Annotated in this window: 23 protein-coding genes and 1 tRNA gene; 16 read left to right on the plus strand and 8 right to left on the minus strand. The window is 58.4% G+C overall.

Annotated elements, in window-relative coordinates:
- Positions 1-53 precede the first annotated feature (53 nt).
- Positions 54-1,754: a hypothetical protein gene (locus GOW56_RS19085; protein ID WP_171206886.1), complete on the plus strand. Its 1,701-nt coding sequence runs from the start codon at positions 54-56 to the stop codon at positions 1,752-1,754.
- A 150-nt stretch (positions 1,755-1,904) separates the two neighbouring features.
- On the opposite strand, the gene GOW56_RS19090 is transcribed toward GOW56_RS19085, so the two are convergent.
- From GOW56_RS19090 to nthA, 5 genes are all read right to left on the minus strand, one after another.
- Positions 1,905-2,141, minus strand: coding sequence for a DUF2842 domain-containing protein (locus GOW56_RS19090; protein ID WP_152457580.1), 237 nt, complete (start codon positions 2,139-2,141; stop codon positions 1,905-1,907).
- A complete protein-coding gene (locus GOW56_RS19095) occupies positions 2,141-3,436 on the minus strand; it encodes an adenylosuccinate synthase (protein ID WP_152457579.1) in 1,296 nt (431 codons plus the stop codon). The genes GOW56_RS19090 and GOW56_RS19095 overlap by 1 nt, the downstream gene beginning before the upstream one ends.
- A gap of 224 nt (positions 3,437-3,660) precedes the next feature.
- Positions 3,661-3,990, minus strand: coding sequence for a nitrile hydratase accessory protein (locus GOW56_RS19100; protein WP_171170569.1), 330 nt, complete (start codon positions 3,988-3,990; stop codon positions 3,661-3,663).
- The gene (nthB, locus tag GOW56_RS19105; protein ID WP_171206887.1) at positions 3,987-4,664 is read right to left on the minus strand and encodes a nitrile hydratase subunit beta; all 678 of its coding nucleotides are present in this window, start codon (positions 4,662-4,664) and stop codon (positions 3,987-3,989) included. Before nthB ends, GOW56_RS19100 begins: the two co-directional genes overlap by 4 nt.
- Entirely contained in the window at positions 4,661-5,275 is a 615-nt protein-coding gene (gene nthA / locus GOW56_RS19110) for a nitrile hydratase subunit alpha (protein ID WP_171206888.1), read from the minus strand. Before nthA ends, nthB begins: the two co-directional genes overlap by 4 nt.
- A gap of 151 nt (positions 5,276-5,426) precedes the next feature.
- Here nthA and secG point away from each other — a divergent pair, with 151 nt between their 5' ends.
- The 12 genes from secG (at position 5,427) to GOW56_RS19170 (ending at position 14,669) form a co-directional block, all read left to right on the plus strand.
- Positions 5,427-5,789 carry a preprotein translocase subunit SecG gene (gene secG, locus GOW56_RS19115; RefSeq protein ID WP_170346559.1) on the plus strand — a complete coding sequence of 121 codons (363 nt, stop codon included), beginning with the start codon at positions 5,427-5,429 and terminating at the stop codon, positions 5,787-5,789.
- A 160-nt stretch (positions 5,790-5,949) separates the two neighbouring features.
- Positions 5,950-7,593 carry a CTP synthase gene (locus GOW56_RS19120; RefSeq protein ID WP_170346558.1) on the plus strand — a complete coding sequence of 548 codons (1,644 nt, stop codon included), beginning with the start codon at positions 5,950-5,952 and terminating at the stop codon, positions 7,591-7,593.
- 123 nt (positions 7,594-7,716) lie between these two features.
- On the plus strand, positions 7,717-8,199 hold the full coding sequence (locus GOW56_RS19125) for a bacterioferritin (protein ID WP_170346557.1): 483 nt from the start codon (positions 7,717-7,719) through the stop codon (positions 8,197-8,199).
- A gap of 168 nt (positions 8,200-8,367) precedes the next feature.
- Positions 8,368-9,144 carry an isocitrate lyase/phosphoenolpyruvate mutase family protein gene (locus GOW56_RS19130; protein ID WP_171206889.1) on the plus strand — a complete coding sequence of 259 codons (777 nt, stop codon included), beginning with the start codon at positions 8,368-8,370 and terminating at the stop codon, positions 9,142-9,144.
- A 75-nt stretch (positions 9,145-9,219) separates the two neighbouring features.
- Positions 9,220-9,513 carry a DUF1330 domain-containing protein gene (locus tag GOW56_RS19135; RefSeq protein ID WP_152457571.1) on the plus strand — a complete coding sequence of 98 codons (294 nt, stop codon included), beginning with the start codon at positions 9,220-9,222 and terminating at the stop codon, positions 9,511-9,513.
- A 42-nt stretch (positions 9,514-9,555) separates the two neighbouring features.
- Positions 9,556-10,005, plus strand: a complete 450-nt coding sequence (locus GOW56_RS19140; protein WP_152457570.1) for a TerB family tellurite resistance protein — start codon at positions 9,556-9,558, stop codon at positions 10,003-10,005.
- Between the two features lie 20 nt (positions 10,006-10,025).
- Positions 10,026-10,463 (plus strand): TerB family tellurite resistance protein, encoded by a 438-nt coding sequence (locus GOW56_RS19145; protein ID WP_171119546.1) that lies wholly within the window; start codon positions 10,026-10,028, stop codon positions 10,461-10,463.
- A 5-nt stretch (positions 10,464-10,468) separates the two neighbouring features.
- Positions 10,469-11,227 (plus strand): phosphate/phosphite/phosphonate ABC transporter substrate-binding protein, encoded by a 759-nt coding sequence (locus tag GOW56_RS19150; RefSeq protein WP_174831921.1) that lies wholly within the window; start codon positions 10,469-10,471, stop codon positions 11,225-11,227.
- A 109-nt stretch (positions 11,228-11,336) separates the two neighbouring features.
- Positions 11,337-12,113 (plus strand): ABC transporter ATP-binding protein, encoded by a 777-nt coding sequence (locus GOW56_RS19155; protein WP_152457567.1) that lies wholly within the window; start codon positions 11,337-11,339, stop codon positions 12,111-12,113.
- 33 nt (positions 12,114-12,146) lie between these two features.
- Positions 12,147-12,896 carry a transporter substrate-binding domain-containing protein gene (locus GOW56_RS19160; protein ID WP_171170557.1) on the plus strand — a complete coding sequence of 250 codons (750 nt, stop codon included), beginning with the start codon at positions 12,147-12,149 and terminating at the stop codon, positions 12,894-12,896.
- A gap of 82 nt (positions 12,897-12,978) precedes the next feature.
- Positions 12,979-13,866 carry an ABC transporter permease gene (locus GOW56_RS19165; RefSeq protein WP_171206890.1) on the plus strand — a complete coding sequence of 296 codons (888 nt, stop codon included), beginning with the start codon at positions 12,979-12,981 and terminating at the stop codon, positions 13,864-13,866.
- A complete protein-coding gene (locus GOW56_RS19170) occupies positions 13,863-14,669 on the plus strand; it encodes an ABC transporter permease (protein ID WP_152457564.1) in 807 nt (268 codons plus the stop codon). The genes GOW56_RS19165 and GOW56_RS19170 overlap by 4 nt, the downstream gene beginning before the upstream one ends.
- A 94-nt stretch (positions 14,670-14,763) precedes the next feature.
- Here GOW56_RS19170 and GOW56_RS19175 read toward each other — a convergent pair.
- A tRNA-His gene (locus GOW56_RS19175) sits at positions 14,764-14,840 on the minus strand.
- 47 nt (positions 14,841-14,887) lie between these two features.
- Positions 14,888-15,370, minus strand: coding sequence for a GNAT family N-acetyltransferase (locus tag GOW56_RS19180; protein ID WP_171206891.1), 483 nt, complete (start codon positions 15,368-15,370; stop codon positions 14,888-14,890).
- Between the two features lie 77 nt (positions 15,371-15,447).
- Here GOW56_RS19180 and GOW56_RS19185 point away from each other — a divergent pair, with 77 nt between their 5' ends.
- Positions 15,448-15,636 carry a DUF6324 family protein gene (locus GOW56_RS19185; protein ID WP_171206892.1) on the plus strand — a complete coding sequence of 63 codons (189 nt, stop codon included), beginning with the start codon at positions 15,448-15,450 and terminating at the stop codon, positions 15,634-15,636.
- Positions 15,637-15,638: 2 nt separating this feature from the next.
- Here GOW56_RS19185 and GOW56_RS19190 read toward each other — a convergent pair whose 3' ends face one another.
- Entirely contained in the window at positions 15,639-16,070 is a 432-nt protein-coding gene (locus tag GOW56_RS19190; protein ID WP_152457561.1) for an MmcB family DNA repair protein, read from the minus strand.
- A gap of 114 nt (positions 16,071-16,184) precedes the next feature.
- Here GOW56_RS19190 and GOW56_RS19195 point away from each other — a divergent pair, with 114 nt between their 5' ends.
- Entirely contained in the window at positions 16,185-16,508 is a 324-nt protein-coding gene (locus GOW56_RS19195) for a helix-turn-helix transcriptional regulator (protein ID WP_152457560.1), read from the plus strand.
- Positions 16,501-16,926: an SRPBCC domain-containing protein gene (locus GOW56_RS19200; RefSeq protein WP_171170550.1), complete on the plus strand. Its 426-nt coding sequence runs from the start codon at positions 16,501-16,503 to the stop codon at positions 16,924-16,926. The genes GOW56_RS19195 and GOW56_RS19200 overlap by 8 nt, the downstream gene beginning before the upstream one ends.
- Positions 16,927-17,137 lie beyond the last annotated feature (211 nt).

The following is a 17,137-nucleotide window of genomic DNA, read 5'->3' on the forward strand; positions in this document are numbered from 1 at the left end:
GCTCCCGATTCCGGGTAAGTGGGCTCTCGTAGTTTGTAAAGGACGTGCGTCTGATGGTACAGAATAACAAGGTATTAACCGTTTCATATGGAACCTTCTCCTGCACTTTGGAAGGATTCGACGATTCCTTTGAAACGATGAAAGCCATTGCCGAATATTTCCGCGATCTTGCTGCAGATGATCGTTACTTCGGCTCAGAGCCTCCACAACCAGACGCCGAAATGCTGACCCGTATCGCACGCCGCGACGCATCGCAACGCGTCGAAGCCAGCCAAAACGAATCCGGGCTTCTGCTGCGTGCCGCTCCAAATACTGAAGCCCCGGCACCGGTCGCTTCTGACGCAACGGGCCCGCATGCGCAAAATGCAGATGCTATGACCACCCCCCCTCCCGGATATGCGCAAGCAAGCCCGGGGCAGACCGCGTTCACGAACGCGGAGGCCGTCGATGCCACCACATCTCCGCCGGCCGACAGCATTGCCGCAAAACTGCAACGCATCCGGGCCGTTGTTTCCCATTCGGACGTCCCCCCCACTGCCTATTCCGAAGACGAGGAATCTTCGCTGCTGGCCAACACCGCCCCCCCGGTGGACGCCGTGGCCGCTGCGTTCGAAGCAGGTGCTCTCAATGCGGATGACTTTGCTGAACCTGCTCAGCCCGAGGCCGCAGAAATCGAGGATCTGCAAGCGCTTGACGCCGAAGAGGTACAAGACGACGCGCCGGCAGTATCTGAACACCAGGCCTTCGAATCCGCCGCGCCGAATATCGAGAACAATTCCGAACAGCAGGTGCAGCTGACCCCCGACCACCTGCGGGATGAAGAAATCGAGATCGCAACAAACGACGCGCAGCTTCCTGCTGAGCCCCTGTTTTCGGATCTTGAAGAGGATACCGACGAGGAAATCGACGAAGAAGATGTTCCAAACATCCTCAACGTCGAAGACGTGGCGATCGAATCCGAAGATGAAGCAGATGACGAGCCGCAAGACGATCAGGCGCAAGGAGTATTGTCGGAAGAGGACGAAATTCAGCTGCTGTCCGAGATTTCCGAAATCGAAAAAGACATGGCAGGTCGTTCAAGCCAAAAACTGACGGATGACGCCGATCCTGATCAGGATATCTCGCGACTGATGGCCAAAACCGGTGAACATATGGAGGATCCCTCCAGCAGCGACGCGCGAGAAACCTATTCGCACCTTCGCACCGCCGTTGCCGCGACCGAGGCCGACCGTGATGACCAACCGGCCCCGAAAACCTCGCCTGTTGATGAGTATCGCGTTGATCTTGCGTCAGCGGTCAGCCCGCGCCGCCCCGAAGTTAACGTGACCAGCATACGCCCGGAAGCAGACGCTCCGGCTCCGTTGAAGCTGGTTGCTGAGCAGCGCGTGGACGATCAAAGCGAATCCAATGGCCCCGTGATGCCGCGTCGCGTGACCACTCAGGTGGAAGAAACCGGGTCGGAAGAAGGCGGTTTTGCGCAATTCGCACAGGATCAGGGTGCACAGTCGCTCCAGGACCTGCTTGAAGCGGCCGCAGCCTACCTGTCTTTCATCGAAGGACAGCAACAATTCTCGCGCCCGCAACTTATGAACAAAGTCCGTTCTTTGAAGCAGGATGAGTTCAATCGCGAAGAAAGCCTGCGCTCCTTCGGACAGTTGCTGCGCGATGGAAAAATCGAAAAAGCCGGCGGCGGACGTTTTGCGGCCTCTGACCTGATCGGCTTCCGACCTGATGATGAGCGCGCAGTAGGCTGACTGCCGCGCCAATTGACAAAAAAGGGCCGGGTGAACCCCGGCCCTTTTGCTATGGCGCGCCCAGAGACAAACGCACGTTGTTAAACAAGACACAGCGTTGCCCATTGTACCGGGCCCGACCAGCCGCCTTGGTCCGAGCAATGGCCCGGCTCAGGATTGATCCGGGTCCTCTTTGCCAACGCCGCGAAAAACGAACTTGAACGGCAGGGCCCAAAGAATGCCCAGAACGATATAGACCAGAAGTTCCATCCATATCGGGGGGCGCTCCAGCCAGTTCAGAACCGTCACCACCGCCACAATGTAAAGTGGCAGGCCGATCACAAGAATAACCAACGACCAGCGCCGGCGCGCCTTATAGCTCAGACCTGTTTTCTGCTCTTTGTTCATCAATCTGCAAACGGGTCGGTCACCAGAATGGTGTCGTCCCGCTCCGGGCTGGTGGACAAAAGGGCCACAGGGCATTCGATCAGCTCTTCCACCCGGCGCACATACTTGATTGCGTTGGCGGGCAGATCGGCCCAGCTGCGCGCGCCTTCGGTGGATTCGCTCCAGCCCGGCATTTCTTCGTAGATCGGGGTGCAGCGCGCCTGCTGTTCTGCGGCAGTCGGCAGATAATCGAGGCGCTCGCCGTCCAGTTCATAGCCTGTGCAGATCTTCAGGGTTTCGAACCCATCCAGAACGTCCAGTTTTGTCAGAGAGATCCCGTTCACGCCACTGGTCGCGCAGGTCTGACGGACCAGGCACGCATCAAACCAGCCACAGCGGCGCTTGCGACCTGTCGTTGTTCCGAACTCATGCCCGCGTTCCCCAAGGCGCTGACCATCCGCATCCTCAAGTTCTGTCGGGAATGGGCCTTCGCCGACACGGGTGGTGTAGGCTTTGACAATCCCCAGCACAAAGTCGATCGATCCCGGTCCAATCCCCACCCCGGTCGCGGCCTGACCTGCGATCACGTTGGACGAGGTCACGAATGGATAGGTGCCGAAATCGATGTCCAGCAGAGCGCCTTGCGCCCCTTCGAACAGGATGCGTTTACCCGCTTTGCGTTTTTCGTTCAGCACTTTCCACACAGGCGCGGCAAACGGCAGAATCTCTTGCGCGATCTCTTTCAATTGGGCGATCAGCGCGTCGCGGTCGACCGGCTCGATTCCCAGACCCTTGCGCAGCGGGTCATGGTGCTGCAAAGCACGGTCCACCCGAGCCTCGAGCGTGGCCTCATCCGCCAGATCCGCGACGCGAACGGAACGGCGCCCGACCTTGTCTTCATAAGCGGGTCCAATCCCACGACCTGTGGTGCCGATCTTGGTTCCCTTGCTGGCCGCCTGTTCGCGCGCACGATCCAACTCGCCGTGGATCGGCAGGATCAACGGGGTGTTCTCGGCAATCATCAGCGTATCGGGGGTGATTTCCACACCTTGTGCCTGGATGGTCGCGATTTCTTTGACCAAATGCCAGGGGTCCAACACCACGCCGTTGCCGATGACGCTCAGCTTACCGCCGCGCACGACACCGGACGGCAGAGCGTGCAGCTTGTAAACTTCGCCATCAATCACCAGCGTATGTCCGGCATTATGCCCGCCCTGAAAACGCGCGATCACGTCCGCCCGTTCGCTGAGCCAGTCGACGATCTTGCCTTTTCCTTCGTCACCCCACTGGGCGCCGACAACAACCACGTTGGCCATATCCGGTCCTTTTGCGCTGAGTTATCAAACCCGGCTCATATAGCGGGGCGCAAACGGCAGGGAAACCGATATTTCGCCGCAGATGAAAATCGCGCGATCGCGCGATGCCTCCGGCGGGGATATTTATGGCCAGATGAAAAGCGGATCCCCTGCTTCATCTGGCTGAAAATATCCCGGGGGAATCGCACCGAACGGGCGGCGGGGGCAGAGCCCCCTGCCCGGCATCAACGCAGATGCACCGGTTGCCCATGAGGCGTCGTCAGATAAGCCTCTTCCCAAGACTCATGTAGCCCTTTTACCTCCTGAGGCGGCGCGACGCCCTGCTCGGCCAGCAACCCCTCGAGCGTTTCCAGCCATGCACGGAAATAGTCGTCGCCGCCATCCAGCTCTCGCGCGAGCCCGTGGCGTTTCAATGTGCCCGAGAACCGTGCCGCCCAATCGGACCAATTGAACCGCCCCGCCTCGTTCAGGGCAACGGTGACGGCAAAGACCTGAGCGTGCCAGGGTTCGGCAAACACCGGTTCTGGGGCTGAATGCTCATTGCAGCCGCTCATGCCGGTTCCAGATAGCTTTGCCAGAGATCCAGAACCACTTCGTCATCCGGATGCTCCGGGCTGGCCCAAAGTTCCGAAGCGGGGAAGACCACGGCATAGATCGGTTCGGGCGCTTCGCCCAGCCCATGGGCATTGGAATCGGGCAGGACATGGGTTCCGTGCAGGCGCAGTATTCGACCCCTGGCACCGGACGCATAATTCGGCAGGCGTGTGTGCCCGCCATCCACAATGCGATTTCCCGCCGGACGGGTCGTGACCACCTGTTGACCGACAGAAAACTGCACCGCCACGTTCGAAGGTCTGTCCGCTGGCCCACCTTTGGCCAGGGCGGCTGACACGGCGTCCGCCTTGAGTATCCGTTCTGCCAACGGATGCGGCCCATCCTCTCCGCCGCTGCGCAAGTCATCCAGAGAAAGAACGCCGCGTTCAACCAACAGGTCAGCCAGGCCCGAAATCCATTTCTCGTAGTATGAAAACCGGGCGTAGTCCTTCGGCGACAACCGTTCCCTTGCGTGACGGGATACGTCGATATTCCACTGCCCCAGAAAGCCGGATGCAAGTGTCACCGCAAGCGCCCGCGCGTGCCAGTCTTCGGCAAAAACCGGCCCATCCTCGGCCTCGGGATTTATCGGACCATCTCCAAAGCGGCCGCCCATATCGTGAACGCGGGTCATGAAGGGGCCTTCGGCTGGCCCGTGCCGATCATGCTGTCACGTGTCACAAGTGCGGCAAGCGCCTCCTCATCCATCCCATCAGTTCCATCGGGACGCATCGGCAGAACGAGATAGCGAACCTCGGCCGTCGAATCCCACACCCGCACCGAAGTGTCTTCAGGCAGGGTGAGGCCGAATTCGGCCAGTACCTTGCGGGGTTCACGCACCGCTCGGGCACGGTAGGCATCAGATTTGTACCAGCCCGGCGGGATACCCAGCAACGGCCAAGGATAGCAGCTGCACAAGGTGCAGACGACCATGTTGTGCCGGGTTGGCGTGTTTTCGACAACAACCATGTGTTCACCCTGGCGACCATAATAACCAAGATCCGCGACCATCGAGGTGGCGTCTTCCAGCAGCGCGGCCTTGAAAGCTGGGTCGCGCCAGGCTTTGGCAACCACCCGCGCACCGTTCTGCGGGCCAATCTTGTTCTGATAGGTGTCGATGATTTCGTCCAGAGCCGCCGGGTCGATCAGGCCCTTCCGGGTCAGAATCGTTTCCAGCGCTTTGACGCGCAGCGCGGGTTCGGGCGGCAAAAGGGCGTGCGGGTGGTCGTGGTCGTCATGAGGCATGGGCCGCAGCCTGCGTCACGCATCGGCGTTCTGTCCAGTCCCTTTGACGTGATATGACATATCACGTGCGGTGATGCGAACTCGTGACTTGCCCCCGCTGGCAAACTTGCATAAGTACCACGCGATACACGCCACGCTGTACAGGACCACCATGGAAAACGTCGTTCTCATCATCCACCTTCTTTTGGCTCTGGGCCTGATTGCCGTTGTTCTGATGCAACGGTCCGAAGGCGGTGGCCTTGGCATGGGCGGCGGCGGTGGTGCCATGACAGGCCGTGCAGCAGCGACCGCTTTGGGCAAACTGACCTGGATCCTCGCCGCTTGCTTCATCGTGACCTCGATCACGCTGACCATTCTGGCGGCGCAGAAGTCTTCGGGCAGCTCGGTGATCGACCGTTTGGGCGTCCCGGCTCCGGCTTCAAGCGAAGAAAACACTCCGGCAATTCCGTCGGCGGATGACCTTCTGCCGCCTGCACAGGGCGACAACGCGCCGCTGATCCCGCAGGCCGACTGACCTACAAAACCTAGAAACCTGGAAGAGGACTGCAACAGCATCTTGCGGTTCTCTTGCGCTTTTGGCGCGAATCCTTTATACGTGAAGTCCCGTGATGCAGCGGTTTTTCGAAACCGTCGGGCAGCTGATTTTGACGTCTCACGGGAGCAGCCGAAAAACTATGGCGCGTTTTATTTTCATCACTGGTGGTGTGGTTTCGTCCTTGGGCAAAGGACTGGCTTCGGCGGCGTTGGGCGCCTTGTTGCAGGCCCGGGGATACTCGGTACGCCTGCGCAAGCTGGACCCCTATCTGAACGTCGATCCGGGCACGATGTCGCCGTTCGAACATGGTGAGGTTTTCGTCACCGATGACGGGGCGGAAACCGATCTGGACCTAGGCCACTATGAACGCTTCACCGGGGTGGCCGCACGCAAGACCGACTCGGTCAGCTCGGGGCGGATCTATTCCAACGTGCTCGAAAAGGAACGCCGCGGCGATTACCTGGGCAAGACCATTCAGGTGATCCCGCACGTCACCAACGAGATCAAGGATTTCATCGCCATTGGCGAGGATGAGGTCGATTTCATGCTGTGTGAGATCGGCGGCACCGTGGGCGATATCGAGGGCCTGCCGTTTTTCGAGGCGATCCGCCAGTTCAGCCAGGACAAGCCGCGCGGGCAGTGCATTTTCATGCACCTGACACTGTTGCCTTACATCAAGGCCTCGGGCGAACTGAAGACCAAACCGACTCAGCACTCGGTAAAGGAACTGCGCTCGATCGGTCTGGCGCCCGATATTCTGGTCTGCCGCTCGGAAGGGCCGATCCCGACCAAGGAACGCGAAAAACTCGCCTTGTTCTGCAACGTGCGCCCCGACAGTGTGATCGCAGCGCAGGATCTGAGCACCATCTATGACGCGCCGCTGGCCTATCACCGCGAAGGTCTGGATCAGGCCGTTCTGGACGCGTTCCAGATCAGCCCTGCGCCCAAACCCGATCTGGCAAAATGGGAAGACGTCAGCGACCGCATCCACAACGCCGAGGGCGAAGTGAAAGTTGCCATCGTGGGCAAGTATACACAGCTTGAAGACGCCTATAAGTCGATTGCCGAGGCGCTGACCCATGGCGGCATGGCCAACCGGGTCAAGGTCAAGGTCGAATGGGTCGACGCCGAGGTGTTCGACAACGAAGACGTCGCACCGTATCTTGAAGGTTTCCACGCCATCCTCGTCCCCGGAGGCTTTGGCGAACGCGGGACCGAAGGCAAGATAAAGGCCGCGCAATATGCGCGCGAACACAAAGTCCCCTATCTGGGCATCTGCCTGGGTATGCAGATGGCCGTGATCGAGGCCGCCCGGAATGCGGCTGGCATCACCGAAGCAGGGTCCGAGGAATTCGACCATGAAGCCGGGAAAAAGCGTTTTGAGCCCGTCGTGTACCATCTGAAGGAATGGGTGCAGGGCAACCACAAGGTCGAGCGCAAAGTCGGCGACGACAAGGGCGGCACCATGCGTCTGGGCGCCTACAACGCGGTGCTGGCAGAGGGATCGAAAGTCGCCGAGGTTTATGGCGGCACACAGATCGAGGAGCGCCACCGTCACCGTTATGAGGTGGACATCAAGTACCGTGAGCAGCTTGAAAAGGCGGGGCTCAACTTCTCGGGCATGTCGCCGGACGGTCGCTTGCCGGAGATCGTGGAATGGTCGGATCACCCATGGTTCATCGGCGTGCAGTACCATCCGGAACTGAAATCCAAACCGTTCGACCCGCATCCCCTCTTCCGCGATTTTGTCCGCGCTGCGAAAGACACCTCGCGCCTGGTCTGACCTAGGGCTGTGTCGGACTGTCACCCCGCGTTGTTTTGTGTGGGCTGATCTCTTAACTGTGGGTGTAAGCAGAACTTCTGCTTACACATGTTCGATGCCGTTCAGAGTTTCAGGAGATTTCCGATGAGCAACGCAACAACGATTACCAACCTTCAACAAGCGCTTCACATGGAGCTGACGGCGGCGCACCAGTATCAGCTGCATGCCCATGTGCTGGAGGACTGGGGGCTGGACATCCTTGCCGAAAAAATGCGCGCTGAAATGCAGGAAGAACTGGGCCACTCCGACGCGTTCATCGAGCGTATCCTGTTCCTTGGCGGCGTGCCCGAGCTTGCGTTTCAGAAAAGTCCGGCAGCCGCGGGGTCTCTGGAAGACATGTTTGCCGCGGATCTGAAGGATGAAACCGAGGCGGTCGACTTCTATACCAAGGCCGCGTTGCAGGCCGCCGAGGTCGGCGATGTCGGGTCAAGGACCCTGTTCGAACGCATCTTGCTGGAAGAAGAAGGCCACAAGGACTGGCTGGACACCCAGTTGAACCTGTTGAAGCGTTTGGGTGAGGCCAACTTCAGCGCAAAATTCGTATCCGGCGCGGCAGAAGAAGCCTGAGGCACGCACCGCCGCCTGCCCATGCACCAGCATGGCTCGGACCATCTTGCCGTGGACCGGGTCATGCGGTTTCCGTCACTTCAATGTGACGCGACCGAGCAAAAAAACCTCTACTCGGTCTGCCCTCATGGGGTTAACTGTTGATCACACCACGACAGGAGAGCCCCGATGAGCGATCAATCCCAAAGCGCGAAGACCTTTACCAGCCTTCACAAAAAGGGCGACCCCGTCATTCTGTTCAACATCTGGGATGCCGGCAGTGCCGGCGCGGTGCGGGACGCAGGCGCGCAAGCCATTGCCACCGGCAGCGCACCTGTTGCCATGGCACAGGGTTTTGGCGACGGTCAGAACATCCCGCTAGAGGCCGCATTGGACAATGCGCGCCGCATCGTTGCAGCGGTTGATCTTCCGGTGACACTGGATTTCGAAGGGGCATATGCCGAAGATCCACAGGGCATTGCACAAAACGTCAAGCGTGCGCTGGGTTGCGGCGTGGTTGGTTTCAACTTCGAAGATCAGATCATCGGCGGCGACGGGCTGTACGATACAACGGTTCAGGCCAAACGCGTCGGAGCCATGCGCGCGGCCTGCGAAGACGCGGGCATACCTGCCTATGTCAACGCAAGAACCGACATTTTCCTGAAGGCCCCGGCGGAAACACATGATGAGGCGATGCTGAACGACGCCATTGCCCGTGCTTCGGCCTATGAGGCAGCGGGCGCCAGTGGTTTTTTTGCTCCGGGGCTGAAAGACGAGGCGATGATCGGCCATCTGTGCGAGCGTACGAACCTACCGGTCAACATCATCGCCCTGCCCGGCACCCCCGGCACACCGCGTCTGGCTGAACTGGGGGTTGCGCGCGTCAGCTATGGTCCGGTTCCTTATCGCCAGATGATCAAGTGGTTAACAGATCAGGCGCATGCCGCTATTCACTACCGCACCTGATCACCCTGAAGTTGTGGGATTGCAATTGCCGCCACTTCTCACCACCCTGCTTTTGAAACTGAACAGGAGGCAAGCCTGATGAAAGGCTATTGGGTTGCACATGTCGATGTGGACGACATGGACACGTACAAGACCTACATTGCTGCAAATGCGGAACCCTTTGCAGCTTATGGTGCGCGCTTTCTGACGCGCGGAGGAAAGCGCGAAGTTAAGGAAGGCGCAGCGCGCGCCCGGACCGTCGTGATCGAATTTCCCAGCTATGAGGATGCGCTTGCCTGTTACGAAAGCGAAGCATACCAGAAAGCCAAAGCACTGCGCGCCCCGGTATCGATGGGCGATCTTGTGATCATTCAGGGCTATGACGGGTAGACTAAGCTTGGCGCACCACAAAATATGGAATAATCTATTGCCATGTTGAAAAAGTTCCTTCAGGCGCTCAGACCGCCCCAGCATGAACATCTTCCGGACCCGGATGCCGAACTTGCTCTGGGGGCGCTCATGGTGCGCGTGGCGCAGGCTGATCGGGACTACAAGCTGGAAGAGATCCGCCTGATCGACAAAATCCTGGCCCGTCTTTACCAGCACAACGCGATCGAAGCAGCCAAGGTGCGCGCCACATGCGAAAAGCTTCACGCGGCAGCACCGGATACCGATACCTTCGGCAAGCTGATCCGTGAGACCACGGATCTGAAGGAACGCCTGGCCGCTCTGGATGCGCTATGGGAAGTTGTCCTGGCAGATGGAAACACCGACGAAGGCGAGGTGAAAATCGTCGAGGAAGCCCGCGTTGCCATGGGGTTGAGCTTTAACGACAGCAAGGCTGCGCGTGAACGCGTTCAAAGCCGCTTGGATGTGAGTTAGTCGCTCGCTATATCTAACGCATGTTCAGTGAATTTCTTTCCAGGCTCACGCAGCCTCAGCCCGATCCTCTTGTCGACGATGACGCCCGCCTAGCCCTGACGGCCCTGCTGGTGCGTCTGGCACGGTCCGACAATGACTATTCCGATACCGAAATGGCCCGTATCGACCGAATTTCGGCGCAACGCTATGGCCTGTCGCCGTTCGAAAGCGCCGCCCTGCGCGCCCGCGCTGAAGATCTTGAGGCCGAGGCCCCGGACACCGTCCGCTTTACCCGAGCCATCAAAGAGGCGGTTGCCTATGAAGATCGGCTTGCGGTCGTTCAGGCACTGTGGTCCGTGGCGTTGGCCGATGGGCACCGCACAAGCGAGGAAGATTCGCTGCTGCGTCTGGTGGTCAGTCTTCTAGGCGTAAGTGACGTGGATTCCGCTTTGGCACGGCAAAAGGCTGCAAAATCGTGATTGCCATGCTGGGCATGTATGACATGCCTGCCCTGCAAGCCGCCAATGACAGGTTATGGAACCTGATTCGCGCCCAACTTGGATCAGGCCCGGAACACCTTACCCGCGACAAAGACGTGTGGACGGTCTGGCGGGACCCAAAACTGATTCTGGCACAAACCTGTGGCATGCCGTTTCGAACCCGATTGCATGGTCACGTGCAACTGGTTGGCACCCCGGACTATGGCCTGCCCGGATGTCCCCCCGGATACTATTGCTCGGTCTTTGTGTCTCGGAATGACGACGACCGGGATCTGGCGGGGCTGAGCACAGGCGTGTTCGCGTATAATGAGAGCCTGTCCCAATCCGGCTGGGCAGCCCCGATCACACATATGACCCAAGCAAACCTGCACCCCGCCGGACTGTTGGAAACCGGCGGGCATGCGCTGTCTGCCCAAGCCGTCGCAGATGGCAAAGCGGACTTTGCCGCACTGGACATGCTGACGTGGCTGATGCTGCAACAACATAGCAATTTGGGGACCAAACTGCGCGAACTGGCAAGAACGACTCCGACTCCGACCCTGCCCTACATCACATCGATGGGTCAGAATCCGCAGGTCGTTGCAGGCGCTGTTCGGGCCGCGATTGACCAGCTTTGCGACGACGATCAACGATTGCTGCATATACGCGGGTTGATCGATATTCCCGCGGCGCACTACTTGGCTGTCCCCACTCCAGCGCCCCCCAAAGACGGCGGATCAACGACTGCCCAATTTGTCGACTGATTTTGGCCAATTTGGGTGTTTCTCCGCTTGATTCTGTCATTTGCACATTGCATTGACCTTTTTTTTCGGTCCTAGTACCGGACCAACACCACCAACCACTGGACTGCCCGTGACAGAAACTGCACCCGTTATCGAAATCAAAGACCTTCACAAAAGCTTCGGAAATCTTGAAGTGTTGAAGGGGGTCGATATCACGGCACATCGCGGTGACGTGGTATCACTGATTGGGTCGTCCGGGTCCGGCAAGTCGACGCTTCTGCGATGCTGCAATCTTCTGGAAGACAGCCAGCAAGGAGAAATCCTTTTCAAGGGTGAGCCTGTGAAATGGTCCGGGGAAAGCCACGGGCGCCGCCCCGCCGACTCCAAACAGGTTCTGCGCATACGCACCAACCTGTCGATGGTGTTTCAACAGTTCAATCTTTGGGCGCATATGACCATCCTGCAAAATGTGATGGAAGCCCCCGTGACCGTTCTGGGGCGCGACAGGGCCGAGGTGGAAGAGAGCGCGCGCAAGTATCTGGATAAGGTTGGCATCGGCGACAAATGCGACGCCTATCCGGCGCAATTGTCCGGCGGGCAGCAACAGCGCGCCGCCATCGCCCGCGGCCTGTGCATGGAACCCGAAGCCCTGCTGTTTGATGAACCGACTTCGGCTTTGGACCCTGAACTGGAGCAGGAAGTGATCAAGGTGATCAAGGACCTGGCCGCCGAAGGGCGTACCATGATCATCGTGACGCATGACATGAAAATGGCCGCCGACATTTCAAGCCACGTGGTGTTCCTGCACCAGGGCCTGATCGAGGAAGAAGGCACGCCCGAAGATATCTTCACATCTCCTGAATCCGAACGGCTTCGGGGTTTTCTCTCCGCCACTCAGGCGGCTTAACTTCAAAAACAGAACCAAACTGGGGAGCAACCAATGAAAAATCTGATTCTGTCCACTGCCGCACTGGCGCTGACCGCCGGTATCGCCATGGCCGACACGGTCCGCATGGGAACCGAGGGCGCCTACCCTCCGTACAACTTCATCAATGATGCGGGCGAAATCGACGGCTTTGAGCGTGAAGTCGGCGACGAACTGTGCAAGCGCGCAAACCTGGAATGTGAATGGGTCAAGAACGACTGGGATTCGATCATTCCGAACCTGGTCTCGGGCAACTACGACACCATCATCGCGGGTATGTCGATCACCGACGAACGTGACGAAGTCATCGACTTCACCCAGAACTACTTCCCGCCTGCGGCCTCGGCCTATGTCGGTGCGTCTGCGGATGTTGATGTCACCACCGGCGTCGTTGCCGCACAGACCGCCACCATTCAGGCAGGCCACGTAGCCGAGTCGGGCGCGACTCTGGTCGAGTTTGCAACTCCGGAAGAAACCATCGCAGCCGTCCGCAACGGTGAAGCCGATGCCGTGTTTGCCGACAAGGACTTCCTGGTGCCGATCGTTGAGGAATCCGCCGGAGAGCTGGTCTTCGTGGGTGATGACGTTCCGCTGGGCGGTGGCATCGGGCTGGGCATCCGTGAGTCGGATGGCGAACTGCGCGGAAAGTTCGACGAGGCGATCACCTCAATGAAAGCGGACGGTTCGTTGAACGAACTGATCATCAAGTGGTTCGGCGAAGGCGTTCCGACCTACAACGCTGACGGTTCGGTCGTTACAAACTAATCCGTATCAAGCGGTTCGGCGCGTCCATCGCGCCGAACCCTGCCCGGTGGAATAACCGGGTACGACGCTCGAAAGACGCTTCATGTTTTCCTATTGCGCTGACCCTGACACGCTTGGAACGTTCCGCTGGTTCTCCTGCTACCTGACCAACGGCGTGCACTGGTCCTTCTACCTGTCGTTCCTCAAGGTGTTGGGATTGCTGGCGGTGACCGCGCCGGTCGCATTGGCGTTTGGTTTTGTTGGCGCAATGGCCGCCCGATCACATTTCCCGCCCCTGAGCTGGCTGGGCAAAGGGTATATTGCCATCGTGCGTGGTGTTCCGGACATCGCTTTCTTCCTGTTTTTCGTGATAGCTTTGGATCAGGCATTCGAATGGACGCGGCACAAGATATTGTGCCGCGAATGGACCGACCCGATCCGGCAGGGAAATGACTTTATCGTCTGTCAGGCGGCCAAGCTGCCATTGGGGACCGCACCGGAATGGGTGCATGAAACCTACGGCTTTTTCCTGGCCGTCGTTACCTTCTCGATTGTTTTCGGCGCGTTTGCGGCAAACGTTCTGTTTGGGGGAATGCGCGCCGTGCCCCACGCGCAGCTTGAAACTGCCGAAGCATATGGCATGTCCCGTCGCCAGACCTTCTGGCGCATCCTTGTGCCGCAGATGTGGGTCTATGCCCTGCCCGGCCTGTCGAATCTTTGGATGGTTCTCATCAAGGCCACTCCGCTGCTGTTCCTGCTGGGGATCGAAGACATCGTTTATTGGGCCCGCGAACTTGGCGGCACCAAGACGTCCAAGTTCACCCAGTATCCGCATGGCGACTGGCGCATGTGGTACTTCCTGTTCCTGCTTGTCTTCTACCTCGGCATGACGCGCGTATCTGAACTTGGGCTTGAAAAGCTGATGCGGAAACTGTCCCACGGGCAGGCCACGTCCGGCGGTGAGCTTCTGCGCAAGGAGACCACGGCATGAGCTGCTTGCAGACGATTCAAGATTACGGCCTGCGGTCCCTGGGTATCGGCGAGCGACTACTGCCCAAAAGTGACTTCACCCTGTGCGAACAGTTCACGCTGATCGGGTCGGGGATGATCTGGAATGTCTATTTCGGGATCATGGCGCTGGCGACCGGCTTTTTTCTGGCCACGGCCCTGGCCGTCGGCAAGGCGTCAGCAAACAAATGGCTTCGCAAGCCTTCGGAATGGTTCATTTTCCTGTTTCGCGGCTCGCCCTTGTTTATCCAGTTTTTCTTCGCCTATTTCCTGTTCCTGTCGCTGAAGAAATCCAACCCGATGTTCGACGCCTTCACCTCAGCCTGGCTGGGGGCGCTGATCGTGCTGTTCCTCAACACTGCCGCCTATTCAGGCGAGATCTTTTACGGAGCGCTAAGATCCATTCCCAAGGGCGATATCGAAGCCGCAGATGCCTATGGCATGTCAGGCTGGGCCCGTTTTCGCCGGATCGTCTGGCCCACCATGTTGCGGCTTGCCTGGCCTGCCTACACAAACGAAGCGATCTTTCTTTTCCACGCAACAACGCTGGTCTTCTTTTCAGCCTTCCCGGCATGGCAGCAACGCGGAGACGCCCTGTATTACGCCAGTTACTTTGCAGACAAGACGTTCAACCCGTTCATCCCATACCCGATACTGGCGTTCTATTTCATCCTGCTGACGCTGGTGATTGTCGGGGGCTTTGGCCTGATCAATAAACGCCTGAACCGGCACCTGCCGGTCGCAAAACGGGCCAAGATGCGGTTCAAACTGAACCTGGCGCGCTGAGTTTCGGCGCGCCAGTCACGTCTGGACACCAAACCAAATCAACGCCAATCACCGCGCGCCCGCGCGCTTTACAGCACATTCAAAAGGGGAGAAGTGGTACCGCCTCCCTGGCTTGAACAGGGGACCTCTGGATCCACAATCCAGCGCTCTAACCAACTGAGCTAAGGCGGCACTCGTGAGGGGCGATGTACCGAACACGCCCGCGGAATGCAAGAGCATTAAAGCCGAAATTTCCAGCTTTGTTCGACAAGATCGACACCGAAGGAATGCACCGCTTTGCTGTCTGTCAATTCCCAGCCGGACGCCTTGTAAAGTGCGCAGGCGGCGGTATGGCTTTCGTGCGTCCACAGAACCATTTCTTTGTATCCTGCCCCGCGTGCGAAGGCAGTGCATGCTTGCAACAGGCGCTTTCCCAGCCCCAGCCCTCGTGCTTGCGGGACAAGCAGAAACAGCCGCAACTTGGCGGTATTCCGGTCAACAGCAACGCAGAAAATACTGCCCAGACGCTGCCCGTCCTGCTCGGCGATCCAGCCTCTTTCAAGCTCGGGGTCACTGTTGGCCATGAAGTCGTCAAGGATGCTGGCCACTAGGGGCGCAAAGCTGTCATCAAACCCTTCGTCGCGCGCATAAAGCAGACCGTGCTGTTCAACCAGCCACGCGGCGTCATCGGGGTGAAAGGGTCTGAGAACGGCGTCTTCCATATCTCATCTGACCGCAAAGGTGACTTGATTCTCAACCCCGTGCGCGCTAGCAGGAACGCTCAGTCTCGGAGGCACAGATGGGCATCAATACCGAACGCGACATTCAGGCAAACCTGCAAATCGGTCCGACCGATCAGGGTATGGTCCGACTGTTCATCGAAGCTGACGGCATCGAAATACCGATGGATTTTGACCCGGAAGAAGCAGCAGAAATCGCCGACGAAATTCGTGCTGCGGTACAAGCCGCCCTTGCCGTCAAAGGTTGACCTTACAGCCTGGGATCCCGAAGCGCGTGCAAACGGCGCGCGGCATCCGTTGCAAATTTCTGGATCATCTTCTTGCGCCGCGCCGGTGCGATTTTGTCCTCGGGCGCCATGCGCACGATTTCCGCATCATAGGCATCGGCGATGATCAGGCCTGTTTCATCAGGCAACAGATCGGTCGGGAATTCTGTATCGACGGCCCAAAAGAAGCGGTCACACCATTCCAAATAGCCCTGCCATTTCGAATCCGACTGATAATCGGCACGGCTGGATTTGCATTCAATCACCCACAACTCACCCTTTGGCCCCAGCCCCATCACGTCAACGCGCAACCCGCGCGCAGGTACGAATTCCTCCACAGAAACAAAGCCATGGGCCGCAAGATGCCGCGCGACGCCACGTGCCAGTCTCTGTCCAGGTTGCAGATCCAAAGTCATAGCTGAAAATGTGAACAATTAGCGAACAAAAGTAAAGCGCCTTTGCGTCTTGACATAGTACCTTTTGGTATTACATTCATATGACGCCAAAAGGTACTATTTCTGGGGTTGCTTATGGAGAACCAAACTCAAAACGCGTTTCGCGCGCTGGCCGATCCCACACGCCGGAACATCGTGCGACTGCTCTCGTCACAGGACATGACGATCGGGCAGTTGACGGACCGGTTCGACATGACCCGCGCTGCGGTCAAAAAACACCTGACGATTCTGTCCGACGGTGGGTTGATCACAGTCGAAGCGCGCGGCCGGGAACGCATCAATCGACTTGAACCACAGGGTATGGCCCCGGTGCTCGACTGGCTCAGCTATTTTGACCAGTTCTGGGACGATCGCCTCAACTCTCTCAAGGAAGCCATTGAAAGGAAACAAAATGACTGATGCCGTATTGAAGAAATCGATTTTCCTCAGGGCGGAACCGGAAACCGTTTGGGCATATCTGACGGAACCTGAGCATTTGGCGGAATGGTTCCACAAACCTGAAAGAACACTGGCAGAAGGTCAGAAGCTTGAGATGTTCGGCACGACAAGCGGCGACTTGCTGATCTGGGGAGAGGTCCGTGTCGCCCGCCCCCCAAAATATCTTGAACACACCTTCACCGTCAAACCGATGGGAGACGCTGTCAGCGTGGTCAAATGGACATTGGAGCCGGTCTCGGGCGGCACACGTCTTGAGCTTGTGCACGAAGGATTGCCGCAAGGCGTCGCAGCATTTGATCTGATCCTGGCCCTGGACAAAGGATGGGATGAACATTTCGGCAAGTTGCGTGTGGCATTGCACGAAACTGTTGACGCCTGACCTCTTGCGCGAACCCGTCAGACACCCTACTTAAGCGCGTGGCGGGTTCTGCCCTTCTTGTGACAGGTAGCATTCTGGTGGCCTTAAGCAATTCCGAGGGGGCTGGCTCTGTTCAGGTCCTGGCCTGATTACCCGGCGCCCACCTGTACATACAGGTCCTCGGGAATCAAACCGCACGGTTGACTGGTGGTCCCGCCGCACTTTCCCTGAA

The sequence above is a fragment of the Ruegeria sp. HKCCA0235A genome (assembly GCF_013033235.1).
In the GTDB taxonomy this organism is placed as follows: Bacteria; Pseudomonadota; Alphaproteobacteria; order Rhodobacterales; family Rhodobacteraceae; genus Ruegeria.